This is a genomic window from Methylobacterium sp. Leaf361 (assembly GCF_001424445.1).
GTDB lineage: Bacteria > Pseudomonadota > Alphaproteobacteria > Rhizobiales > Beijerinckiaceae > Methylobacterium.
Map to the genome: position 1 here is coordinate 1 of NZ_LMPY01000025.1, position 23,752 is coordinate 23,752.

General features: G+C 69.1%; 17 protein-coding genes and 4 pseudogenes. 14 read left to right on the top strand and 7 right to left on the bottom strand.

Going from position 1 to position 23,752, the window contains the following annotated elements:
* Positions 1-58: 58 nt before the first annotated feature.
* A pseudogene (locus ASG32_RS19105) lies at positions 59-1,079 on the bottom strand (IS110 family transposase).
* Positions 1,080-1,345: 266 nt separating this feature from the next.
* On the opposite strand from ASG32_RS19105, the gene ASG32_RS19110 reads away from it, so the two are divergent.
* The 12 genes and pseudogenes from ASG32_RS19110 to ASG32_RS19170 all read left to right on the top strand — a co-directional run bounded on the left by ASG32_RS19110 (position 1,346) and on the right by ASG32_RS19170 (position 16,442).
* The gene (locus tag ASG32_RS19110; protein ID WP_056529459.1) at positions 1,346-2,152 is read left to right on the top strand and encodes an IclR family transcriptional regulator; all 807 of its coding nucleotides are present in this window, start codon (positions 1,346-1,348) and stop codon (positions 2,150-2,152) included.
* 200 nt (positions 2,153-2,352) lie between these two features.
* A complete protein-coding gene (locus ASG32_RS19115; protein ID WP_082557957.1) occupies positions 2,353-3,534 on the top strand; it encodes an aminotransferase class V-fold PLP-dependent enzyme in 1,182 nt (393 codons plus the stop codon).
* Between the two features lie 105 nt (positions 3,535-3,639).
* Complete coding sequence (locus tag ASG32_RS19120) at positions 3,640-4,971, top strand: dicarboxylate/amino acid:cation symporter (protein WP_056529464.1); 1,332 nt, start codon at positions 3,640-3,642, stop codon at positions 4,969-4,971.
* A gap of 88 nt (positions 4,972-5,059) precedes the next feature.
* Positions 5,060-5,956 (top strand): amino acid ABC transporter substrate-binding protein, encoded by an 897-nt coding sequence (locus ASG32_RS19125; RefSeq protein WP_056529467.1) that lies wholly within the window; start codon positions 5,060-5,062, stop codon positions 5,954-5,956.
* 130 nt (positions 5,957-6,086) lie between these two features.
* Positions 6,087-6,584: pseudogene (locus ASG32_RS19130) on the top strand (lyase family protein); the annotation flags it as partial.
* Positions 6,585-6,607: 23 nt separating this feature from the next.
* A complete protein-coding gene (locus ASG32_RS19135) occupies positions 6,608-6,943 on the top strand; it encodes a hypothetical protein (RefSeq protein WP_280141592.1) in 336 nt (111 codons plus the stop codon).
* Positions 6,944-8,515: 1,572 nt separating this feature from the next.
* Complete coding sequence (locus ASG32_RS19140) at positions 8,516-8,764, top strand: CsbD family protein (RefSeq protein ID WP_244492053.1); 249 nt, start codon at positions 8,516-8,518, stop codon at positions 8,762-8,764.
* Positions 8,765-8,948: 184 nt separating this feature from the next.
* The gene (locus tag ASG32_RS19145; protein ID WP_056529476.1) at positions 8,949-11,492 is read left to right on the top strand and encodes an HWE histidine kinase domain-containing protein; all 2,544 of its coding nucleotides are present in this window, start codon (positions 8,949-8,951) and stop codon (positions 11,490-11,492) included.
* 242 nt (positions 11,493-11,734) lie between these two features.
* Positions 11,735-13,579 (top strand): annotated as a pseudogene (locus ASG32_RS19150) (ATP-binding protein).
* Between the two features lie 471 nt (positions 13,580-14,050).
* On the top strand, positions 14,051-15,325 hold the full coding sequence (locus tag ASG32_RS19160; protein WP_056529484.1) for an MFS transporter: 1,275 nt from the start codon (positions 14,051-14,053) through the stop codon (positions 15,323-15,325).
* 26 nt (positions 15,326-15,351) lie between these two features.
* Entirely contained in the window at positions 15,352-16,080 is a 729-nt protein-coding gene (locus tag ASG32_RS19165; protein WP_056529489.1) for a phosphatase PAP2 family protein, read from the top strand.
* Between the two features lie 179 nt (positions 16,081-16,259).
* Entirely contained in the window at positions 16,260-16,442 is a 183-nt protein-coding gene (locus ASG32_RS19170; RefSeq protein ID WP_056529492.1) for a hypothetical protein, read from the top strand.
* Here the strand turns inward: ASG32_RS19170 and ASG32_RS19175 are convergent.
* The 6 genes and pseudogenes from ASG32_RS19175 to ASG32_RS19195 all read right to left on the bottom strand — a co-directional run bounded on the left by ASG32_RS19175 (position 16,439) and on the right by ASG32_RS19195 (position 21,875).
* Positions 16,439-16,855, bottom strand: coding sequence for an ester cyclase (locus ASG32_RS19175; RefSeq protein WP_056529496.1), 417 nt, complete (start codon positions 16,853-16,855; stop codon positions 16,439-16,441). The two genes, ASG32_RS19170 and ASG32_RS19175, sit on opposite strands and share 4 nt — an antisense overlap.
* Before the next feature lie 437 nt (positions 16,856-17,292).
* Positions 17,293-18,450, bottom strand: a complete 1,158-nt coding sequence (locus tag ASG32_RS19180; protein ID WP_244492055.1) for a GMC oxidoreductase — start codon at positions 18,448-18,450, stop codon at positions 17,293-17,295.
* A gap of 38 nt (positions 18,451-18,488) precedes the next feature.
* Positions 18,489-18,827, bottom strand: a pseudogene (locus ASG32_RS35180) (GMC family oxidoreductase N-terminal domain-containing protein); the annotation flags it as partial.
* A 23-nt stretch (positions 18,828-18,850) separates the two neighbouring features.
* On the bottom strand, positions 18,851-19,795 hold the full coding sequence (locus ASG32_RS19185) for an alpha/beta hydrolase (RefSeq protein WP_056529498.1): 945 nt from the start codon (positions 19,793-19,795) through the stop codon (positions 18,851-18,853).
* A gap of 103 nt (positions 19,796-19,898) precedes the next feature.
* On the bottom strand, positions 19,899-20,777 hold the full coding sequence (locus ASG32_RS19190) for a pirin-like C-terminal cupin domain-containing protein (protein ID WP_056529501.1): 879 nt from the start codon (positions 20,775-20,777) through the stop codon (positions 19,899-19,901).
* A 186-nt stretch (positions 20,778-20,963) separates the two neighbouring features.
* On the bottom strand, positions 20,964-21,875 hold the full coding sequence (locus ASG32_RS19195; protein ID WP_056529504.1) for a LysR substrate-binding domain-containing protein: 912 nt from the start codon (positions 21,873-21,875) through the stop codon (positions 20,964-20,966).
* A 124-nt stretch (positions 21,876-21,999) separates the two neighbouring features.
* Between ASG32_RS19195 and ASG32_RS19200 the strand changes: the two genes are divergently transcribed.
* Positions 22,000-22,638, top strand: a complete 639-nt coding sequence (locus ASG32_RS19200) for an isochorismatase family protein (RefSeq protein ID WP_056529507.1) — start codon at positions 22,000-22,002, stop codon at positions 22,636-22,638.
* Positions 22,639-23,063: 425 nt separating this feature from the next.
* Positions 23,064-23,342 (top strand): hypothetical protein, encoded by a 279-nt coding sequence (locus tag ASG32_RS19205; RefSeq protein ID WP_056529510.1) that lies wholly within the window; start codon positions 23,064-23,066, stop codon positions 23,340-23,342.
* Positions 23,343-23,752 lie beyond the last annotated feature (410 nt).

The following is a 23,752-nucleotide window of genomic DNA, read 5'->3' on the forward strand; positions in this document are numbered from 1 at the left end:
AACCGAGCACTTCAGCGCCGCTCGCTCGCCCAGCCATCGTCACGCGACCGACGATGCACTAACTTCGAACCTGGGCCACCGCATGGGGGCAGGCCAGGGTCATGATCGCCCAGGCGACCCGCGCCGTGCGATTGGCCGCCGCAACGGTCACCACGCGCACCGGCTTGCGCTGCAGCAGCGCCGGCAGCCGCGGGTCGACCGAGGTCGGCGTCGCCTTCGCGCGCCGGATCAGAGAGGTCATGCCGACTACGAGCAGCCGGCGCAGGTAACGGTCGCCCATGCGCGAGATCCGGCCCAGGCGCTCCTTGCCGCCGCTGCGGTTCTGCAGCGGTGTCAGGCCCAACGAGGCCGCGAACTGCCGACCGGAGCGGAAGCGTTCGGGCTCACTCACCGAGGCGGCCAGCGCGGTCGCCGAGACGATGCCGACACCCGGGATCGTCGCAAGCCGCTGCGACAGGTCGCTGTCCCGATGCCAGGCCAGCAACTCCTTCTCCAGCCGGGTGAACTGGATCTGCACGGCACCGATCTGATCGGCCAGCCCGGTCACCACGCGCTGGGCTAACGGCGGCACCTCGGCCGCGTCTCCGGCCGAGAGCCGGGCCGCCAGTTCGAGCGCGTGCCGCAGGCCCCGCGCCATCTCGATCCCCGGCGAGCAGGCCGCGGATCATGTTCACCAGCTGCGTGCGTTGCTTGACCAGCAGGTCGCGCGTCCGGTGCAGCGCCAGCGCCGCCTGCTGCTCGGTCGACTTCACCGGCACGAAGCGCATGCTTGGGCGCGTGACCGCCTCACAGATGGCTGCGGCACCGTTCGCATCGGTCTTGCCGCGCTTGACGTACGGCTTCACGTAAGCCGGCGGCATCAGCCGCATGTCATGGCCGAGCTTCATGAGTTCCCGGGCCCAGTGATGCGCCGTGCCGCACGCCTCCATGCCGACCAGGCAGCGCGGCAGCTTGGCGAAGAATGGCGTGACCTGCGCCCGCCGCAGCGGCTTACGAACGACGACGTGCCCAGCTGCATCGACGGCGTGAACCTGAAAGATGCTCTTGGCCAGATCGATGCCGACGGTGGTGATCTCCATGAGAATGGCTCCTGCATCTGCGTGGCTGCTGCTTCGACAGCAACCACATCTTGGCATCGAGATGCCGTCAGTCAGAGCGGGAGCCATCCACCCCATCTGCTTTCCAGCAGAAAGACACCGAGGCGGACGCAGCCTTCCCGGAGGCGGTAGGGCGAGAGTGTGCGCTTTGAGCTCAGGTCTCGATGAGGCATCCCCGCCGGTCGGTAGCCCTTGCATGTTCGTGCAACTAGGGCACAGCCGAGCGTAAGCCGTACGAGGAAGCCAACGTGGCCGATGAACTTGACAGGTCGCGCGACGCGCCACTGGATCGGGCCCTGGCCATCCTGACCTTCGTGGCCGAGCAACGGAAGGCACTGTCGGCGGCCGAGATCGCCTCGGCCCTCGCCCTGCCGCTTCCCACCGCGCATCGACTTATCGGCAACCTTGAGGACCGCGGTCTAATCCAGAAGGCCCTCGGCACGAAGCGCTATGTCGTCGGGAGCACGCTGGTCACCCTCTCGGCCAAGACCATCGGGGCAGCCTTCCGCACGGTGCGGCGGCACGCGGTCCTGAGCGCGGTGGCCGACCGGATCGGCGAGCAGTGCGAGATCGGCATCGTCCGCGACAACGCGGTGGCATACGTCGACAGCGTCCAGACGAAGCAACAGCAGGGCCTGCAGTTCAATCCCGGATCAGCCGCGCCGCTCCACTGCACCTCGACGGGCAAGATCTACATGAGCCGGCTGCCCACCAAGGTCCGGCAACGACTCGCCCACTCCCTTCCGCTCGCGCAGTACACTCCGACGACCATCGCGGACCCGAAGACGCTTCTCGCTCAGCTCGACGTGATCCGGCGCAGGGGCTGGGCGAAAACCAACGAGGAATACGTCCTCGGCGTCGTCGGCTGCGCTGTGCCCATCGTCTCGCCGAAGGGGGACCTGATCGCTTGCCTGGGCGTGTCGGTGCCCTCCGCCCGCGTCGGCTTCGAGGACCTCGACGCGTTCATCGGGCCCCTGCAGGAAGCGGCCGCCCTTCTGTCCAGCACCATCCTGCAGGACAACGACGATTTCGATAATTCTCAATTTTCGGAATGAAAAATACCGCTGGATGATGATCCGGCTCGACGCGTAGCGGACGTAGTGTATTTTCTTGTCATGCCACCGACATGCCCGGATTTTGGGCACGGATTGGCAGGTAAAGTAGCACTGCCGCCATTCAAAGCTTGAGATGGGTCGAAGGCTCGCCGGGACTTCCGGCGCAACGCCCCGTCGCGTCTGCGCTACCGGAGGGTATCATGACCCAGCACTACGACGTCGCCGCCGTTCGTCAGGCATTTCCGGCCGCCGAGCACGTGGTCTATCTCGACAGCGGCTTCCAGACCCCGCTCTCCCGCCCCGTGAAGGAGGCGTACGAGCGCTTCCTGCACGAAGGGTTCGAGACCGCCGGCCCCAAGCAGGTCTGGCTCAGCCGCCTCGAAGAGACTCGCGCTAAAGTCGCGACGCTGTTCGGCGCGCAGCCCCACGAGATCGCGTTCACCAAGAACACCTCGGAGAGCATGAACATCGCCGCCAACGCGCTGCCGCTGAAGGCCGGCGACAAGGTGCTGATGATTCACGGCGACCATCCGAACAACGCCTACGCCTTCCTCAACCTGAAGAAGAAGGGCGTCGAGGTCGTGTTCATCCCGATGACCCCGGTGGTGAACGCCGACAGCTTCCGCTCGCACATCGACGATAGGACGCGGGCGATCTCCATGTCGCACGTGACCTTCCACGCCGGCCATCGGTTCGATGTCGAGAGCGTCGGCGAGCTCTGTGAGCGGCACGGCCTCTACTTCGTCGTCGATGTGATGCAGGGCATCGGCGTGACGCCCATCAACGCCAAGACGATGAAGGCGACCTTCATCGGCTCGGGCACCCACAAGGGCCTGCTGGTGCCCCAGGGGTTGGGCCTGCTCTACTGGGACTCCTCCAAGATCGAGATGGAGCCGGCCTACCTCGCCGCGGCCAGCCTCGCCGAGCCGCCGACCGACTTCATCGCCCGGGAGGACAACATGGCCCTGCCGGCGACGGCGGGCCGGTTCGAGCTCGGCAACTACAACCTCCCGGCCATCCAGGGCCTGGGTGCCGCCATCGACCTCATCAACACGGTCGGCATCGAGAACATCGAGGGCCACTGCTTCGACCTCGGCGACTACCTCATCGAGCGCCTCGACGAACTCGATGTCGGCCTGGTCGGCCCGCGCGACCGTCAGCACCGCGCGCCGCATATCTACGTCATCGCCCTGCCGGCGGCCGAGTGGCTCGACTACTTCACGCAGAACGGCATCCGCATCTCGCCCGAGCGCGACGGCATCCGGGTGTCCCTCGGGATGTTCAACACCACGGCGGACATCGACCGGCTGGTCGAGGCGGTCCGCGCCCGCAACGTGCCCTCGACGCAGGCCCGCACAGCCGTGCTGTCGAAGCTCGGATAGGCCGACGAGTCTCTCCAATCCTGATCGTTGCCGGCAGCCGAGACGCAAAAACAACAAGCGCCACGCTCGGTTGCCGCTCCACTCGGTGGCGCGGAGAACGACGTCATGCAGGTGAGCAGAAAATCTCACGCCTCGAACAGGCTGACTACCTACATCATGGTCAGCCTGGTCCTCGGAATAGCGACCGGTTACCTGTGCAACCTTTTCGCGACGCCGGCCGAGGCCAAGGCGATTGCCGGGTACTTTACCATCGTGTCGGACGTCTTTCTGCGCATGATCAAGATGATCATCGCACCGCTGGTATTCGCCACCATCGTCTCCGGCATCTCCAGCCTCGGCGCGAGCGGCGGCGCCGTTGGCCGGGTCGCGTTCAAGGCGCTGGGCTGGTTTATCACCGCCTCCGTGGTGTCCCTGTCCATCGGCCTCCTGCTCGCCAACCTCCTGCATCCCGGTCACGGCCTGAACCTGCCGCCCCCCGAGGCCGGCGCCACCACGAACCTGCAGACCGGTGCCCTGAACCTCAAGGATTTCGTGGCGCACGTCGTTCCCGTCAGCATCGTCCAGGCGATGGCGACCAACGAGGTGCTGCAGATCCTCGTCTTCTCCGTCTTCTTCGGCTTCGCCCTGAGCTCCGTGAAGACCTCGCTCGCGCCGACCGTCGCCAAGTCGATCGACGAGATCGTGCCGATCATGCTCAAGTTCACCGACTACGTGATGCGCTTCGCGCCGGTCGGCGTGTTCGCCGCGATGGCGGCCGTCATCACCACGCAGGGCGTTGGCGTGCTGGTGACCTACGGGAAGTTCGTTAGCGCCTTCTACTTCGGCCTGGCGGTTCTCTGGGTCGTCATCATCGCGGCCGGGACCGTGGTGCTCGGCGGGGCGATCAAAACCCTGCTGCGCCTGCTGCGGCAACCGATGATGATCGCCTTCTCCACGTCGAGCAGCGAGGCCGCCTTCCCTAAGATGGTCGAGCAGTTGATGAAGTTCGGCGTCTCGGAGCGCATCACCGGCTTCGTGCTGCCGCTGGGCTACTCGTTCAACCTCGACGGCTCGATGATGTACCAGACCTTCGCGGCCCTATTTGTCGCGCAGGCCTTCGGCATCGAGATGGACCTCTCGACGCAGATCACCATGCTGCTGGTCCTGATGGTGACCAGCAAGGGCATCGCCGGTGTGCCCCGGGCCTCCCTGGTCGTGGTGGCGGCGACGATCCCCTCGTTCAATCTCCCCACCGCCGGTCTCGTCCTGCTGGTCGGCATCGACGCCTTCCTCGACATGGGGCGCACCATGACGAACGTCATCGGCAACGGTGTCGCGACTGCCGTCGTCGCCAAGTGGGAGAACGAGCTCGGCGCCCCGGTCGAGGACGATGCCGAGTCCCTGTCCCCGGTCGGCGTCGTGACGCCGACCGGCGCGGCCCAAGGTGCTTCAGCCTAGCCGACCAAACCTGTCACGCGGCGCGCGCCGCGTGCTCAGGCCCCGCGAGACCCGACCGAGGTCCGCATCCATCCAGAGGAGATGATCGATGTTTCAGGGCAAGGACTTCGTACGGCTGTCTTGCGCGCTCGCACTCGGCCTCGCCGCCACGGCGGCATCGGCCGAGAGCCCGATGCTGGCCAAGATCAAGCGAACCGGCAGCGTGACTCTCGGCTACCGGGAGTCCTCGATCCCGTTCTCCTATCTCGACAACGGCCAGAAGCCCGTAGGCTTCTCCCTCGACCTGTGCGCGCAGGTCGTCGACAGGATCAAGGCCGATCTCAAGCTCGACAAGCTCGCGGTCAAGCTTCAGCCGGTCGACTCGTCCAACCGCATCCCGCTCATCCAGAACGGGACCATCGACATGGAATGCGGGGCGACGTCGAGCAGCCCCGCCCGGCTCAAGCAGGTCTCCTTCACGGTCGCGACCTTCGTCTCGTCGGCGCGGTGGCTGACCAAGGTCTCCTCCGGCATCCACGACGTGAAGGGGCTCGACGGCAAGACCGTGGTCGTCACGCAAGGCTCGAACGCCACCGGCTTCGCGTTCGGCATCAAGAACAAGGGCGGCACGTTCAACATCATCCAGGGCAAGGACCACGCGGAGTCCATGCTGACGCTCCAGAGCGGGCGCGCCGCCGCCTTCATGGAAGACGACATCCTGCTCGCCAGCCTGAAGGCTCGGGCGCCCGATCCCGTCGCGTACGCCTTCCTGCCCGAGACCTACGCGCTGGTGCCCTACGGGCTGATGCTGCCCAAGGACGACCCCGAGTTCAAGGCGCTCGCCGACGACGTCCTGAAGGGCATGATGGCCTCCGGGGCCTTCACCAAGCTCTACGCCAAGTGGTTCGAGAGCCCGATCCCGCCCCACAACGAGAACCTGAACTTCCCGATGTCCGACGCCCTGAAGGAGCGCGTCTCGCACCCGAGCGACTCGGTCGATTTCTGACCGGCGGCAGACGACGATGGGTTCGACGCGGCGATTGCGGGCCGAGCATTTCCGACAGGGGGCCACCCACATGTCCAAGACACAGACTGACGTGAGCCAGGACGAAAGTGCTCCGGTCGCGGAAGTCCCGATGGAGCGAAATCCGCCCACCGAGCTCGCGGTCGCCACCGTCCGCACCGTGGATCTCGACACCGCCAAGACGCGCTCCGAGCACGACCTGCTCGGTGACGGCGATGTCCCGGCCGACGCCCTCTGGGGCATCCACACCAAGCGCGCGGTGACGAACTTCCCGATCACCGGCGTCCCGGTCGTTCACTTTCCGGAGTTCGTCCGGGGCCTCGCGCTGGTCAAGCAAGCGGCGGCCCGAGCCAACAAGCGCCTCGGGTATCTCGATGCGACGAAGGCCGACGCCATCGATCGCGCCTGCATCAAGGTCGCGGCCGAGGCCCGCTACGCCGAATCCTTCGTCGTTGACGCCATCCAGGGCGGGGCCGGCACTTCGACGAACATGAACGCCAACGAGGTCATCGCCAACGTCGCCCTCGGCCTGATGGGCAGGAAGCCCGGCGACTACGCCGCGCTTCACCCCAACGACGACGTCAACATGGCGCAGTCGACCAACGACGCCTAACCGCTCTCCCCAAGGTCGCCATCGTCTACTCCTACGTCGGCGTGGACGCTGAACCGTTCGAGGCGGCAGTGAAGTCCGGGTCCAAGGGCGTCGTATACGCTAGGACCGGGAACGGCAGCATCCCGAAGGTGCTCCAGCCCGCCGCCACCTCGGCCGCCAAGAGCGGTGTCGTCGTCGTCCGGGCGTCCCGCGTAAATGGCGGCGTGGTCGAGCGGAATGGCGAGCACGACGACGCTTTGCTGGGTACCGTCACGGCCGACAGTCTTAATCCTCAGAAGGCGCGGGTGCTGGTCATGCTGGGCCTGACGAAGACGAATGACGCGGGCGAGATGCAGCGGATGTTCGATACGTACTGAAATCGATCACAGTCTGTCCGGATTTGTGCGGCGACCGGGACCGAGCTGCCGCCCGTGCAGTCAACGAGGCGGACGTTGGGCGAAAATGGCTGCAAGCTGCGGGTCTGCTTTTGGGAGCCGCACTGTCGACTGTGCACGACGGGGTTGGGTCGAGGCTGTGTCAAAACCCGAACGCTATCGGCCCTCGTAGAAAAACGTTCTCTCGAAGCAGGGTGACATCGGGCTAAGGGACCTCGTGTCATCCGAGTTTTGACACAGCCTCGGTCGACAGCGGACGCTCGCGGTAGGTGCCCAGCGTCAAGCTTCGCCTACCAGAGGCAAATCCCAAGACGCTTGACCCCTTCGATCTCCTTCAACCATCGCTCCATCGTCGTGAGGATCGTGGTCTGGCGCGATGAGCCCGCTGGGGGAGCATGATCCTGGCTACCCTTTCGCGGACGTCTCTTGGGAGGAGAACGAGGAGCATGGTCCGGGCACTCTCGTCCGTCATCATCGCGGGACCGTCCTAAACCGGTCAGGGTAGCCGCCCAGGCGGGCTCCCAACCGTCCGAAACGGTCTGCGCACCGATCCACTCCCAGAGCAGCGCGAGCGCGATCCACCGTCGCTGTCGCGCGACAGCCTCGCTGCTGGTGTCGAGAGATCGGACGAGATGGGTCTGACCGACCGTAGCGACGAGGTGGGCAGGCACCCTGAGTCGCACGGACCAGCGCCCACGGCGGCATTGCAGGTGGTCGGCGCGCCGCACCGCTGGCCTCATCCCGTCTCGGCTACGGTGACACTGTGTCACCAAAGCTGGTTGGGAGAAGCGAGAAAAACCCTGGTTCTACAACGTCTTAGGGCTTTATGGCGGAGACGGAGGGATGAGCCGACAGCGGCTAATTCCCCTTCTACGCCAGCACTGCTCAACTCGATCTAAGTCGCTGGATTGACAGCGATTTTCCGCACGTCGAGTTTTGATTTCTCCCCGCGGAAACTGGCTCGGCCAACGGCCGAAGGAATGCCCACTCGGCGCGCCCGATCTTCACGACGGAGTGTGGTTCGAGCTTAAGCGGAGGAACGACTGCTTCCTGGCTCGCTTGCGAAGAGCTCCGTCCGAAGAAATGTGATCGACCGAATCGTCGCATCCTGCTTCGGCAGCATTCTCTGCGAGACCTGACTGCCCGGGTCGCCAGATCGTCAGCGTAGGTACCGACTCCGAGAACCACGCCGCGCCGGTGCCGTCGTCCTGCCTGCGATCCGGAGGCGGGATGATGTCACCCGGCATGCGCGTCGGATTGCTCCGTCCCGGTGGCGTCCAGGCGGGTACGCCGGCTCCGGCACCGGCTGACATGGGCGTAGTCGCGTCAGAAGGAGCCGCACTGAACAGGCGCGCGCGCGAGGGCGAAGGCACATCCCTAGCGGATCCCGCTCGCGCGGAGGGCCCTTCCCTACCGGCCAGTCGAGATCAGACCGTCGCGTCGATCCGGGCACCCGCTGGGCACGCGTCACGACCCTCCCGTGACCGTGACCGTGACCGTGACCGTGACCGACGGCGTGGAACGGCGCCCGGGCGGGAGCCGTTCCCAATCCCCGTGGCCGCCCTGGTCGCGAAGGCCTGGTCGCGAAGGAGAACCGCCAGGAGCAGCAGCACCGACACGATCAAGGGCCTGGCCAGCCAGGCCGTCGGCAACGTGAAGCAGGGCATCGGCAGCGCGACTGACAACGACAAGCTGAAGGCCGAGGGCATGGCGCAGGAATTGAACGGCGAAGCCCAGAAGACGCCCGGGAACGTCAAGGACGGCGCCAAGCACGTGGCCGACAAGCTCACCGGCAAGGTTTGATCCGGCCGCCCGGGGCGGTTCCACGCTCCGGGCATCCCGAGGTCGCGGCAACGCGTCGAAGGAAAGGATCGTGGGTGCTGGCATAGGCCGGTCCTGCAACGCCCGTGCGCCGTGCCGCGTTGATCTGCGAAGACAATATCCGAACCGCAGCCGGACCCTTGCCTGCGCACAGCATCGTGGGCCCATGGACCAGCTGAACGCGTCGCAACCGACGCCGGAGATCGACCTCTCGTCCTGCGACCGCGAGCCCATCCACATCCTCGGCGCGGTGCAGGGGTTCGGCTTCCTCATCGGGGTCTCCCCGGACTGGATCGTCACCCGCGCCTCGGACAACGTCGCGACCTGGCTCGGCCAGGGTGCGGCGGCGCTTCTCGGCCTGCCCCTCGATGCCGTCCTCGACCGCGAGGCCATCCACACCCTGCGCGGGCACCTGCAGACCCTGCGCGGGCCGGACGCCGTCGACCGGGTCTTCGGCCTCCGGCTCGTGCCGGGCGGCGAGCCGTTCGACGTGGCCCTCCACCGGTCCGGGGACACCATCGTCATCGAGGCCGAGCCGAGCGCCACCGAACACCTCAGCGCCGGCAACCTCGTGCGCAGCATGGTCACCCGTCTCCAGCAGACCGTGGGGTTCGACCCCCTCTGCCGCGAGGCCGCCCGCCAGATGCGCGCGCTGACCGGGTTCGACCGGGTTATGGTCTACCGCTTCGCCGCGGACCATTCGGGGGAGGTCATCGCCGAGGCGGCCCGGTCCGGCCTCGCTCCCTACCTGGGGCTGCACTACCCGGCCTCCGACATCCCCAAACAGGCCCGCACCCTCTACGCGCGCAACTGGCTGCGCATCATCGCCGACGTCGACGACACCGGCGCCGCCGTGCTGCCCCCGCGCGATCCGGCCGGCCAGCCCCTCGACCTGTCGCTGTCGACCCTGCGGACGGTCTCGCCGATCCACCTCGAATACCTGCGCAACATGGGCGTGGCGGCCTCGCTGTCCGTGTCCATCCTGCGCGACGGTCGCCTGTGGGGCCTGTTCGCCTGCCACCACACCGAGCCGCGCCACATCTCCCTCGAGCGCCGGACCGGCGCCGAGCTGTTCGGCCAGATGTTCTCCTGGCTGCTGGAGGCCCGCGAGCGGCAGGCCGACGCCGAGCGCGAGGTCCGTTCGCGCGAGTTGCACAATCGCCTGCTGGGCGCGCTGGCCACCGGCGGCACCAACCTGGAAAGCCTCTCCGACTTCCTCGACGACCTGGCGGCGATCCTGCCCTGCGACGGCATCGGCCTGTGGGTGAACGGCGAGATCACGCTCCAGGGCTCGACCCCGACCGCGGAGGAGTTCGCCGGCCTGGTGCGCTTCCTCAACCGCACAGCCGCGAGCAAGGCCTACGCGACCGACGAGATCGGGCGCGTCCACGAACCGGGCCGCGACTTCACCGAGCGGGCGGCCGGCATGCTCGCCATCCCGGTGTCGCGCACGCCCCGGGATTTTCTGGTCTACTTCCGGCGCGAGGTCTCGCGGACCGTGACCTGGGCGGGCAACCCGGTGAAGCCCGCGACCCCGGGGCCGAACGGCGTCCGCCTGACCCCGCGCAAGAGCTTCGAGGCGTGGCGCGAGACCGTGCACGGGCGCTCGCTCCCCTGGGCCGAGGTCGAGATGCGGACCGCCGAGGCCCTGCGCATCACCCTGCTCGAGGTGATCCTGCGCCTCACCGACTCCGCCGAGAAGGAGCGCAAGGTCGCGCAGGAGCGTCAGGAACTTCTCATCGCCGAGCTCAACCACCGGGTCCGCAACATCCTGAACCTGATCCGCGGAGTGGTGACCCAGAGCCGGCCGGCGGACGGGACGGACAGCGCCTTCGCGAACACGGTCGGCGACCGCATCCAGGCGCTCGCCCGGGCGCACGACCAGATCACCTCGAGCAACTGGGGACCGGGATCCCTGCGCGATCTCGTCATGCTGGAGGCCGGCGCCTACCTCGGACCCAAGGCCGGCCGGGTCGTGCTCGACGGCGCCGACGTCCTGCTGGAGCCGCAGGCGTTCTCGACCGTCGCCCTGGTCGTCCACGAGATGATGACGAACTCGGCCAAGTACGGCGCGCTCTGCGACAGCCTCGGGCGGGTCGACCTGCGCTGGGAGCGGGACGCCCTCGACCATTTGGTGATCCGATGGCGCGAGACCGGCGGCCCGGCCGTGCGGGCGCCCACCCGGCGCGGCTTCGGCACGACCATCATCGAGCGGTCGATCCCGTACGAACTCAAGGGCGAGGCGGAGGTGCGCTACGAACTGGCGGGCGTCGAGGCGCGCTTCACCATCCCCCCGGCCTTCGTCCAGAATGCCTCACGCGCCGCGCCGAAGGCTGTCAGGGCGGTTCACGCCGAGGCGCTGCGCGGTCTCGCCGGGTCCGTGCTGGTCGTCGAGGACAACATGATCATCGCCCTGGAGGCCGAGGAGTTGCTCACGTCGCTCGGCGCCACGAACGTGGACATGGCCTCGTCGACGCGCGAGGCGCTCCGGCTGATCGACGCGGCGCCGCCGGCCCGGGCCCTGCTCGACGTCAACCTGGGCTCCGAGACCAGCATCGCCGTCGCGCGCAGGCTGTTCGAACTGGGCATCCCCTACGCGTTCGCCACCGGCTACGGCGACGGCTTCCGCATTCCGGAAGACCTCGCCGCCGTGCCGGTGGTGAAGAAGCCCTACGGGGCGGAGGACCTCCTGCGCGCCTTCCCGGCTTGAGCCCGCGAGCCGGTGCTTGACGGGTCGGTGGTCAGGTTACCGGTGGTTGGGGCGATGTCGGGCGCGGCTCCTCGCCCGAAGGCGGGGTGAACGACGGCGGTTCGTGAGTCACGGCGCCGGGCCCGAAAGGTCGAGGGAGGCGTTCGAGACCCGGCAGGCCGGAGCACCCGAGACCGCGCGCCTGTCGCGCCACGAAGCCGGCGAAGCCGCCGGCAGAGAGGGCGTCGTTGATCCTGGGCATGATGGGCACGGGAAAGCTCCACGCGCGTCGGCCCCGTCGAGGACCCGCTCATCGTGCAGTCCGGACCGAAGCGCGGTGGCTGGCCGCGCCGGCTGATCACCCGCTCTGCGTCGACCTGATCGGGGAGAACGACCTCGGGGCGCTGTGCGGCAAGATCGTCGATGCCGCCGTCAGGATCACCGGCTCGCAGTTTGGGACGATGCAGCGGCTCTGCCCGCCCGACCATCCGACCCATCCCGGCCACCTCGAACTGCTGTACGCGCGCGGACTGACGTCTGAGGCCGAGGGCCACTGGGCCTGGGTCGATCCCAGGGCGATCACGAGTTGCACGGCCGCGCTGAGGCTCAGCGCCCGGTTTGTCGTCCCGGATTTCGAGGCGTGGGGTGATATCGCCGGCACCGACGACCTGCTCGCCTTCCGCCGCGCCGGCATCCGGTCCGCCCAGACGACGCCGCTCCTATCCCGGGACGGCGGGCTGCTGGGGATGATATCGACGCACTGGGTCGAGCCGCACGAGCCGACCGACCGGGATCTCCGTCTGCTGGACATCCTGGCCCGGCAGGCCGCCGATCTGCTGGAACGGACCATGGCGGAGGAGGCCCTGCGCGCGAGCGAGGAACGGCTGCGGCAGTCCGAGGCCCGTCTGCGCGAGTTCAACGAGACGCTCGAAGCGCGTGTCCGGGAGCGGACCGACGAACTCTTGGCTGCCGAGGGGCAGCTCCGCCAGATGCAGAAGATGGAGGCCATCGGGCAACTGACCGGCGGCTTGGCGCACGACTTCAACAACCTGCTCGCCGGCATCTCCGGCTCGCTGGAGATGATGCAGACCCGCATGGGCCAGGGCCGGCTCGGCGACGTCGGGCGCTACATGTCGGTCGCGCAGGGGGCGGCCAAGCGCGCCGCCGCGCTGACCCACCGCCTGCTCGCCTTCTCGCGGCGCCAGACCCTCGACCCGAAGCCCACCGACGTGAACCGGCTGGTGGTGGGGATGGAGGAACTGGTCCGCCGCACCATCGGGCCGCAGGTCGCCCTGGACGTGGTCGGGGCGGCCGGCCTCTGGCCGACGCTGATCGACCCGACCCAGCTGGAGAACGCGCTGCTCAACCTGTGCATCAACGCCCGCGACGCGATGCCGACCGGCGGGCGCATCACCATCGAGACGGGCAATCGGCTCGTGGATCCGTCCTACGCGAGCCGCTACGACATACCCCAGGGCCAGTACCTCTCCGTCTGCGTGACCGACACCGGCACCGGCATGCCGCCCGAGGTCGTGGCGCGGGTGTTCGAACCGTTCTTCACGACCAAGCCCCTGGGCGAAGGGACGGGCCTCGGCTTGTCGATGAGCTTGTCGATGATCTACGGCTTCGCCCGCTAGTCCGGCGGCCACGTCCGCATCCAGTCCGAGGTCGGGCTGGGCACGACCGTCTGCCTCTACCTGCCGCGCCACCACGGCGAGGCCGTTGCCGAGGACGGCGCCGGCGAGGCCGCCCGGCTCGCACGCGTCGGTCGGGGGGAGACCGTGCTGGTCGTCGATCTGCTGACCGAGATGGGCTACGCCACCGTCGAGGCCGCCGACGCCGCCGCGGGGCTCACAATCCTCCAGTCCGACGCGCGCATCGACCTGCTCGTGACCGACGTCGGCCTGCCCGGCGGGATGAACGGACGCCAGATGGCGGATGCCGCCCGCGGACGCCGGCCGGACCTCAAGGTGCTGTTCATCACCGGCTACGCCGAGTGCGCGGTCATGGGCGGAGGCAGCCTCGGGCCGGACATGCAGGTGCTGACGAAGCCCTTCGCCATGGACGCGCTCGGCACGCGTATCCGGGATCTCGTCGCCGAGGCGTGACGCCGGATTTGCCCACGAGGCAGGTCCCAAGGTGACGGTCTCGGGCGACCGGGAGGTCGAGCCCGGACTTGCGATGCGGGGCCGGCTCCGGGTCTCGCATGAAGCACCGCCAACGAGCCACCCTCCGGGAGCAGCGCGGACGCGGGGCTGGGCGTCGGATGCCGGGGCTCTCGCCCCCCCCCCCGACGGCGACGACCTCGCCGCGGCGGCTTCCGGTGCGCGCAGCCATGCTCCCTCCGGGGCGTGACGGCCGGTCCAGGCCAGGACGCGGATGCTTGTCGTGTTCCGCCAACAGGTCCGGAGGCTCAACGCGATAGGCCGGGACGGTCGCGTGCGTCGCGGGCTTCGGGCGGGTCGGCGCCGCGGTCGCCGGGCCGGAGCGCCTCTACCGGCGGTCACGCTCATTCGGGGCGGGGTCACTTCGGTTCGGTGCCGCGCCGCTCTAGGTTGGCTGAAAGGGGAGCGGACCGCATGGAGCAGGACATCGGCGAGGGGGAGCGGCCGCCCGCTTCGCGACGGCCATCCGTCTCCAGGTCCCTGGACCTCCTCAACCTCCTGCTCATCGACGTGAACGGGGCGATCAAGCCCTACCTCAACGTCTACCTCTACGTGCACCGCGGCTGGAATGATGCCTCGGTCGGGCTGGTCAGCACGGTGTCGGGCATCGTCGGCATCGTGGTGCAGACGCCCATCGGGACCGCCATCGACGCGGTGCGCGACAAGCGCGTGATCCTGCTCGGCGCCCTGGTCGCGCTCTCGCTGGCCACGCTCCTCGTCGCGCTCTTCCCGTACTTCTGGCCCGTGCTCGCGGCCTCCTGCGTGCTGGCCGCCGTCGGGGGCATGCTGAGCCCGGCCATCGCGACGCTCACGCTCGGCCTGTTCCCATCCGACCGGATCGCCGGGCGCTTCGGCCGCAACGCCGCCCTGGAGCGGACCGGGAACGTCGCCATCGCCGTGCTGATCGGGCTCGTCGGCTGGCTGTTCCCGGACCGCGCGGTGTTCCTCCTGGTCCCGGCCTGCGCCATCGTCTCGGCCGCGGCACTCTACTCCATCCCGCGCGATGCCATCGACGCGCGCCGGGCCCGCGGCGGCGGCGAGGGGGAGCAAGCCCCGGCCCGGTTGCGGACCCTGCTGACCTGCCGGCCGCTCATGGTCTTCGCGGCCAGCGTAGGGCTTTTCCATTTCGCCAACGCGCCGCTGCTGACCCTCGTCGCCCAGGAGATCGGACAGGCGCGCCCGGACTGGTCGTCCGTCATCGTCTCCGTCTGCATCGTCGGCGCGCAGGGAGTGATGGTGCCGATGGGGCTCATCGTCGGCCGCCGGGCCGAGCGCTGGGGTCGCAAGCCCTTGCTCGTGATCGGCTTCGCCGCGCTGCCCGTGCGCGCCTTGCTCTATCTCGTCTGGCGCGACCCGTACTGGCTGATCGCGGTCCAGTGCCTCGACGGCGTCGGTGCCGGCCTGCTCAGCGCGGTGAAGCCTCTGGTCATAGCCGACATCACCCGAGGAACCGGCCGCTACAACGCCGCCCACGGCCTGATCGGGACCGTGCAGGGCGCCGGCGCTTCGCTGTCGTTCGTGATCGCCGGAACCTTGGTCCAGCAGGCGGGGTTCGATGCCGCCTATCTCGCGTGCGCCGCCGTCGCGGCGGTCGCGCTCGGGGTGCTCGTGACGCTGCTGCCCGAGACAGTCCCGGAGAAGCCCCGGAGAAGCCTCGGGGCGGCCCGGCGGCGTGGCTGCGAGCGGTGAGACCTGGCACGGCTTGAGGAGGGGTGGTGAAAGATCGGATTTCCGGCCGGGGCGTCCGGCGGCTCACCGCGACGCTGGCCGTGCTCCTCTCCCTTGCCCTGCCCGTCACCGCCGCGACGCTCCACAGCACCTACGTCGACCCGGCGGCGATGGCGCTGCAGCGCGTCCTGCCGCCCCCGCCCGAAGCCGGCTCGGAATCGGCCAAGGCGGACATGCAGGCCGTGGAGGCCGCGGTCCGCGCCCGCACGCCCGACGACGAGCGGCGCATCACCGCGAACCTGCCGTGCACCCTCGACCGCTTCACCGGTGTGCTCGGCCCAGCCTTCACGGCGGAGACGATGCCGGACACCGCGGCGCTGATCGAGAGTGTGTTCCAGGACGGGGAACTCGCCGTGCTGGCGGCGAAGGCCGCCATCGCGCGGCCGCGGCCCTACACGGTGAAGCCGGACCTCGCCACGTTCGGACATCGCTCCGACAGCACGTCCTACCCGAGCGGCCACGCCACGTTCGGGTATCTCGCGGCCACGGTGCTGTCGCGCCTCGTGCCCGAGAAGCGCCAGGCGCTGTTCGCGTTCGCCGAGACCTACGGGGAGAACCGCGTGATCGCCGGCACCCATTTCCCGTCCGACCTCGAAGCCGGCAAAATCGCCGCGGCCGTCATCGCCGAGGCGCTGTTCCACGACCCGCGCTTCGAACGCGATCTCGCCCGGGCGGCTTCTGAAGTCGCGGCCCACGGCGGCGCCTCCGGTCGGTGAGGCGAAGGCTCCTGACGCAGGATCACGAAGGCGGGAGGCGGGTTGCGGGGCGAACCCGCCTGTCCAACCGCGATCCCAGGCAATCCTGGGCACCCGCGCACGGGCCCTTGCCGCACCCGACCCAGCCCCGGAGATGGGCCGCCCGACATCCGAGCCCCGAACGACAGGAGACCGCCGGCATGTCTCACGTCACCGAGGAGAAGGCCGCTGATGGGCACTTCATGGTCAAGGTCGCCGGTCGTGCCGTCACGGAGACCTGCGAGAAGCGGCAGGCCAGGAAGCTCGTCCGCGCGATGCGCATCTGTCGGGCGGCCTCGTCACGCTGTTCAGCGGAAGACGAGGCTCGCCGCTGCGATGGCTAAGCCCAGCCGAGCTCTCTCACGGCCCGGGCGTCGTTCCAGATCTTCGTCAATCCGATGATGCGGTCCCCCTCGAACTGCATGACATACACGTAGTCGGTCGACGTGGATTTGCCCGTGGGCGGGCAGGGTCCGCCCTCGCCAGTGTGGGTCCCGTGGAAGACCCCGTAGGCCGTCACGTTCCGGCGCTCCTCGTCCGTCGCGAAGGATCGCACCTCGTACCGACCGTCGGGGATGAAGGTCAGGAGCCCCTTCATCCACTCCGTGTAGTCCCGCAGGGAGGTCACGCCGGCCAGGGCATCGGCCTGGGCGGAGAAGGTCGCATGCGGGGCACAGTAGCGCGCGCACGCCTCCCAGCCTCCGCCGGTCTCGCAGGCGTCGAAGAAGGCCTTTGCTACCGTCGTGATGTCGCCCATGCCTGGATCGCCCTTTTCCATTGCCGGAAGCGCCGATTGTAGCGGACGCCGTCCGCGCAAGCACCCTCTGCGAGGGTCTGCGCGGACGGTCATGCGGCTGGCGCCGCTTCCGACCGTATCGCGACGATCAGGAAGGCGCCTCGTTCGAGGCAGCCGCGCCATGCCCCCGCTCCCGTGCGGGAGCGGGTTGGGGCAAGACGCTTCGAGGTCGAGCGCGCCATGTCTGTGACCGTTCTCGTGTGAAGCCGGGGGAGGCGGTGGGCCGGACGTGCCGAGGCGCGCGGCCCGGCTTCTCGAAGGCGGCGTCCCGACTTCGGCCGTCCCCCGGCCGAGCGCTAGAGCGCTCTCCGCCGAAGTGGATACCGGTTCGGCGTAAGAGAGCGCGTCGAGACAAAGGTTTAGAGCCGTGCCCGATTGCAACGCGATCGGGCACGGCTCTAGCCGAGCCTCCGGCCGATCGCCTCGGCGAGCATGATCGTGGTCACATTCGTCGGCGCCGAGACGATGTCGGGCATGATCGAGGCATCGACGACGTTCAGGCCGTCCACCCCGCGCACCGCCCCGCTCCCGTCGACCACTGCCCACGGGTCGTCGCGGCCGCCCATCGGGACGGAGGAGGTCGGGTGGGCGTAGCCGTCGACTGCCGAGAGCACGGCTCGCCGCAGCGCGTCGTCGTCACGGACATCGGGACCGGGATACATCTCCGCCGCGACCACGTCGCTGAACGGGGCCGTCCGGCCGATGCGCCGCGACAGGTGTACCGCTTCCAACATGCGCCGCAGGTCGGCCGGGTCCTCGAAGAAATTGTAGCGGATGAGCGGCATGGCGCGGGGGTCGCGGCTCGCCAGCCGAACCGAGCCGACGGACCTCGGCAGCGTGACCGAGCAGGCCAGTACGATGGCCCCGCCGGTCGGGCTCTGCGCCGGATCGAAGATGTGCGTCCCCGAGATGTGAAGGTCCAACTCGTCCGGGGCGGCCTCACGCGACTGCGTCCAGATGATCGCGCCCGCGACCGGGTCCATCGCCCGCACCTCCCGCTTGAGCGCGTAGACGTTGTAGTAGAACGGATGTTCCTTGAGCCGCTCGCCGACCGGCGCGTCCTGCAGCACGGGAATGTCGAGGTCGCGCAGGTGCGCCGCCGGCCCGATGCCCGACCGCATCAGGATGGCGGGGCTGCCGAATGCCCCGGCCGAGAGGATCACCCGTCCGGCCTCCACCGTCGCGCCGTCCAGAAGCCGGAGGCCGCGCGCCCGCCGGCCGTCGAACAGCACGGCGTCGACCTCGGCGCCCCCGACGATGGCGAGGTTCGGTCGGCGCCGAACCTCCTCACTCAGGTAGGCCATGCCCGTGTTGACGCGTCGGCCCTCGACCACGTTCAGCGGGTAGGGCGAGACGCCGTGCTGCTCCGCGCCGTTGAAGTCGGCGATGCGGGACAGGCCGGCCGCCTCCGCGGCCAGCACGAAGGTGCGCATGGAGGGGGTGATCTCCTCCATCGTGCGCTGGCGGATCGGGAAGGGCCCGGAGCGCCCGCGCCGAGCGTCGTCGCCGGCCGGCGTGTTCTCCAGTGCCCTGAAGACCGGGAGCACTCGTCCCACGACCAGCCGTCGAGACCGCGCGCGGTCCAGCGGGCGAAATCGGACGGCCGCGCCCGCATGGCGACTGCGGCGTTCACGCCGGAGCTGCCGCCGAGCACCTTGCCGCGGATCGCGCGCACGTCGTGGCCGAGGCCGGAGCGGTCCTGGGTGTGGTAGCCCCAGTCGTGCGCCGCGTCGCCGCCGACCCGGTTCGCGTTCGCGATGACGTCCGGATACGCCCCCGGCGCGTAGGCCGGTCCGGCCTCCAGCAGAAGAACCGTCCGGTTCGGATTCTCGCTGAGCCGGCGCGCGAGCACGGCGCCCGCGGAGCCTCCGCCGGCGATGACGACGTCGAAGGCCTGATCCGGGATGGGGGCGCGGGTGGGCATGGCGGACATGTCCTCTTCGAGAGCGGCGATGGTCAGGATGCGGAGGCGCGGCGCAGGAAGGCGGCGGCTCGGTCGAGGGCCCGGCGGCTGCTGTCGAGGTGGGCGACGTCGAGCTGGAAGACGTGATGCAGGCCCTCCCAGACCTCCAGCCACACCGCGACGCCAGCCTGTTCGGCGCGCCGGGCGTAGCGCGTCGCGTCGTCGATGAGGCGCTCGTCGGTGCCGACCTGGATCAGGAGCGGGGGCAATCCGCGCAGGTCGCCGAGGAGCGGTGAAGCCAGCGGGTGGCGGACATCGCGCGCGCCGGCATACTTGCGCGCGCAGTCCTGCAGGTACGCACGGCCGATGAGCGGGTCCTGCACCGAAGGATCGTTCATGGAGGGGCCGGACAGCGTCAGGTCGGTCCAGGGCGAGAAGACGACGCCGGCCACCGGCGCAGGGCCGCTCGCGCGCAGGGCGAGGCTCGCCAGGGTGACGAGGCTCAGCCCGCCCCCGGCCGAGTCCCCGACGACGGCGATCCGGTCGTAGCCTTGGCCGATCAACCAATCCCAGGCAGCCAGCGCCGCCTCCGGGGCAGCGGGCAGCGTCGCCTCCGGCGCCAGAGGATAGTCGATGGCGAGCGCGGCGACGCCGGCCCGGCTCGCGATCTGGCTGACGAAGCCGCGATAGGCCGCGGCCGTGCCCTGGACGTAGCCGCCGCCGTGCAGGAAGAGGATCGCCTGGCCGGGCGCGGCATCCGCGGGGCGCACCCACCAGCCGCGGATGCCGGCCTCGTCCACGGGGTCGAACGCGACGCCGTCCGCGCGCGGGCTGCCGGCTATGAAGGTGTCGTAGACGGCCCGCGGCTCTCCCGTCGCGTTGCCCCAGAAGCGCGCGAACAGGTCCCGCAGGGCGTCCTCGCGCCGCCGTTCATCGTCGGCGAGCGGAATGGTGATCGTCCCTGGCGCCGGATCGGGGCCGAAGGTGTCGTCGCGCATCGCAGTTCCCGCTGGTGCATCGGCCCGACCGCCGCCGGGCAAGGCTCCGCCGTCCGCGCGTCGCTCGGCGCCGCGCGGGGTTCGTATGTCGGACGATCGGATCTCAGGCCGGGATGCGGCCGAACGCGCCCCGGGCGTAGCCGGCGAGCGCGCGCTCGACGTCGGCGACCGTGGACATCACCAGCGGACCGCGCTTGACGAAGGGCTCGCGGATCGGCCGCCCGGCCATCAGCACGACATGCGCAGCCTCGGCGGCTTCGAGGATGATCTCCGCGGCGGAACCGGCGCCCACCGCCAGGGCGCCGCCCTCCGGCAGGAGGCGCTCCTCCTCACGGCAGCGGACGGACACGCGCCCCGACACGGCGTAGATCCAGGCTTGCCGCCCTTCGGGCAGGGCGTGGGCGAAGGCGCCGCCCGGCTGTAGGAAGCCGTCGAGCAGTGTCATCTCCTCCGGGGTGCCACCCGCGCCGACAACGTCGCCGCTCTGCCCCAGGACGACGCGGACGCGATGGCCGCGGCCTTCGAGGACCGGGATGTCGGCCGCGCGAACGTGCAGCGCGCGCGCCGGCTGCGCCTTGAGGCGCGCGGGCAGATTGACGAAGACCTGCAGGGCGTGGACCCGTGCCCCTTCGGCCGGCCTCTCCTCGTGCGCGGCGCCCGACGCCGCCGCGAGCCAGTAGAGGTCGCCCGGCTCGAGGGCGACGTCTCGGCCCAGCGTGTCCCGGTTGAGGAAGTGGCCGGTCGCGTCCTCGAACATGACGGTCACGGCCGAGATGCCGGCATGGAGGTGCGGCTCGAAGGTCGGCCCCGTCATGACGAAGTGGTCGACCATCAGGAGCGGGTCCATGCGCCCGTCGAAGACTTCCTCGGAGAAGTGCGTCGCGGAGAAGTTCGAGCCGATGCGGTGGGGCTCTCCGAGAACGGTCTCGCCGAGCCTCGGGTGGAGCGCGTCGGCCCCGTGGATGGTCTCGAGAGCTGTCATGTCCTGCCTCGCTGCGTGGATGTGCCGATGGTGTGGCAACAAACGCTGGCCGAGAAGGCAGCTATTTTCGGACCTATCGTCCGATCGTTTGGACGCCGGGATCCGGCATCCGGTGGCGCTCGCGGCGGATGGCGACCGGCCCCGGCCCCGCACACCCTCAACCGACCCCGTCGAGATCGCCCGCGCCTAGAGTAGCACGGCCTTCGGAAACTCCGCCGCGAGGTGGTCGAGAAAGGCCCGCACGGACGGAAGCAGGCCTTGGCGGTAGGGAATGAGGGCCGTCAGGGTGGAGTCGCCCGCGACCCAGTCGGGCAGAACGCGCCGCAGGGCACCTGAGCGGACGGCCTGACGACAGATGTAGCTCGGCAGAGCGACCACGCCGATGCCGCGGATGGCGGCCTGCTGCAGCCCGACCATGTCATCGCCCATCAGCCTCGGGCTCAACGGCAGTACCGCCTCGTCCCCGGCGCGGCTCGCGTGCCGCAGCCGCCAGACCGGCGCGACCCCGGTCCGCATCATGAACAGGGACGGATGGTCCCGAAGGGCGTCCGGATTGTCCGGAGCGCCGTTCTCGTCGAGGTATGCCGATCCCGCGAACAGGAACCAGGGCGCCGGCGCCAGGGTACGCTGGACGAGGTTCGAGTCCGGCAGCGGGTCCGTATGGGCCCGCACGGCGATGTCGAAGTTCTCGCCGACGATGTCGACGGTGCGGTCCGCGCCGTGGGCCACGACATTCACCTTCGGGTGGCGGACGAGGAAGTCCGCGATGATGTCCGCCAGGGCGAACTGCATGGTCGCGACGCCGGCCGTGCACCGCACCGTGCCGGTCGGCTCCGTCAGGCGCTGGCGGATCGTCGTCTCCGCCAGCTCCGCCTCTCTGAGCATCGCGACCGCGTGGCGGTAGAAGTCCTCCCCCGCATCCGTCATGCCGAACCGGCGCGAGGTCCGGTTCAACAGCCGGACGCCGAGGGCGCCCTCCAGCTGCTGGAGGCGGTGGCTCAAAGTGGATTTCGGCACGCGCAACGTCCGCCCCGCGGCCGTGAAGCCGCCGCGATCGACGACCTGCACGAAGTAGAAGAAGTCGTTCAGGTCGAGCACGCCGCCCCCTTATCGTCCAAACCTATGGACGCTGGGTTCAGATTGTTGCGGCTTCTGGGCCGCCGGTCCAGCCGATAGCTCTTGCTCGTCGCCGGCCCCGACGGGCCTTGAGCAGGAGGACACGATGACCGCGCGCGCCTACGAACCGCTCACCGCCGAGAACGCAGCCCTCGTCCTTGTCGACCATCAGGTCGGCCTGATGACGGGCGTGCGGAACTATTCGACGGGCGAGCTCAAGCACAACGTGATCGCCCTGGCGAAGGCCGCCGCGGCGCTCGGCCTGCCCATCGTGGTCACCACGACGGCGCGCGACAGCCTATGGGGTCCGACCTTCCCCGAGTTGGTCGCGGCGTTGCCCGGAAACGAGATCATCGACCGCTCGTCGGTGAACGCCTACGACGACGCGCGCGTCGCCCGGGCCATCGAGGCCACGGGCCGCGAGAAGCTGATCTTCGCCGGCATCTCGCTGGAGGTCTGCGCGGCTTTCCCGGCCATGACAGCCGTCGCCCGCGGCCTCGACGCCTACGTGGCTGTCGACGCCTCCGGGACGTTCAGCGAGACCAAGCGCCAGGCCGGCCTTCTCCGTATGGCCCAGGCGGGCGTGGTCCTGTCCGACTACGCGACGCTGATGGTCGAGATCCTGAAGGACAACGCCCGCCCGGAGGCGGGCCCGGTCTACGCGGCCTTGGACATGCCCTGGGCGACCTTGGTCGGCCAGGTCGCCGCCTCCTTCGGCAGAGTGCACGGCGGAGCGAATGCTTGACCGTTCACGACACGTGTCAGTTTGCGGCCTGTCCCACAGCGGTCGGCAAGCGGTCGCGCCAGCGGTGTCTGCCGGCCCCTGCTCGACGCAACAATCGAAGCAACACGCGCGTAAGGCCGAGCTCTTAAATTCTTCATTAACCAAAGGCCCGAACGGCCACGAGGGGGTACCGACATGACCACCATCATCGCACGACTGCTGATCGTCATCAGCGTGATCGGCGCCATCGCCTGCGCGCCGATGCTGACGCCCGCATCCGCAGCCGGTCTCCTCGCGCAGACGAGGTGAGCCGTCATGGGCATGCAGTCCGTCATCCTGCTGGTCATCGCCGGCAACTTCGCCTGCGCCTCCCTCATCCCGTATCTGGCGATGACCGGAGCCTGAAGGCGTCTCCTCGGTAGATCTCTCACCCTACGGAGCCGACCATGAGTATCTCGAAGACCGCTTGCCTCACCGCTGTCCTCGGCCTCGTCTCCGACATGGCCTTTGCCCAGCCACAGGCGAGCCAGGAAAACCTGAAGCGCCACTGCATAGGAGATTACCTGGAACACTGTGGCCAGTTCTCGCCCGACGGCGGGGAAGTCCAGGCCTGCTTCCGCGAGAGAGCCGGCCTCCTGACACCGAACTGCTCGATGGCTATCGCCGCTTACCAAGAGGAGCAGAAGGCCGCGAATCCGATCCGGAAGGTCCGCGCCGCACGGTGAAGTCATCCCTTCGCGTATTCGATAAGGTCAGCCGAGCCGGCATCTGCGAAATCCGGCGCGGCACGGAATTCGCCCGTGTCTACCGTCGCCTGCCCTGACCGGGATGCGACCCGCCGCAGGGTATCAACCTTATCGCGCCCGACAGCCCTCGGCGAATGAGGGTTGGATGACCGGTACCGCAAGCCAGCGCACACGGTGCGCGTTCGCCGCGCACAGTCGAAGCGCGATGCGAAATCCCCTGCGCCGGATCGTGGCGGAGTCCGCCGCTTCTCGAGATTGGGCGCGAATGGAAGCCGAGGTCGGCTTTCCCACACTTGATGCCCAGAAGCGGACAGGCGGAAGACCACCCCGAACTGCCGTTCCGGGAGCGACCGAGGCTGTGTCAAAACCCGAACGCTATCGGCCCTCGT

Coding starts and splice junctions, on each gene's coding strand:
- ASG32_RS19115 (WP_082557957.1), top strand. CDS start 2,353: ATGACCCAGCACTACGACGTCGCCGCCGTTCGTCAGGCATTTCCGGCC.
- ASG32_RS19120 (WP_056529464.1), top strand. CDS start 3,640: ATGCAGGTGAGCAGAAAATCTCACGCCTCGAACAGGCTGACTACCTAC.
- ASG32_RS19125 (WP_056529467.1), top strand. CDS start 5,060: ATGTTTCAGGGCAAGGACTTCGTACGGCTGTCTTGCGCGCTCGCACTC.
- ASG32_RS19145 (WP_056529476.1), top strand. CDS start 8,949: ATGGACCAGCTGAACGCGTCGCAACCGACGCCGGAGATCGACCTCTCG.
- ASG32_RS19160 (WP_056529484.1), top strand. CDS start 14,051: ATGGAGCAGGACATCGGCGAGGGGGAGCGGCCGCCCGCTTCGCGACGG.
- ASG32_RS19170 (WP_056529492.1), top strand. CDS start 16,260: ATGTCTCACGTCACCGAGGAGAAGGCCGCTGATGGGCACTTCATGGTC.
- ASG32_RS19175 (WP_056529496.1), bottom strand. CDS start 16,855: ATGGGCGACATCACGACGGTAGCAAAGGCCTTCTTCGACGCCTGCGAG.
- ASG32_RS19185 (WP_056529498.1), bottom strand. CDS start 19,795: ATGCGCGACGACACCTTCGGCCCCGATCCGGCGCCAGGGACGATCACC.
- ASG32_RS19190 (WP_056529501.1), bottom strand. CDS start 20,777: ATGACAGCTCTCGAGACCATCCACGGGGCCGACGCGCTCCACCCGAGG.
- ASG32_RS19200 (WP_056529507.1), top strand. CDS start 22,000: ATGACCGCGCGCGCCTACGAACCGCTCACCGCCGAGAACGCAGCCCTC.
- ASG32_RS19205 (WP_056529510.1), top strand. CDS start 23,064: ATGAGTATCTCGAAGACCGCTTGCCTCACCGCTGTCCTCGGCCTCGTC.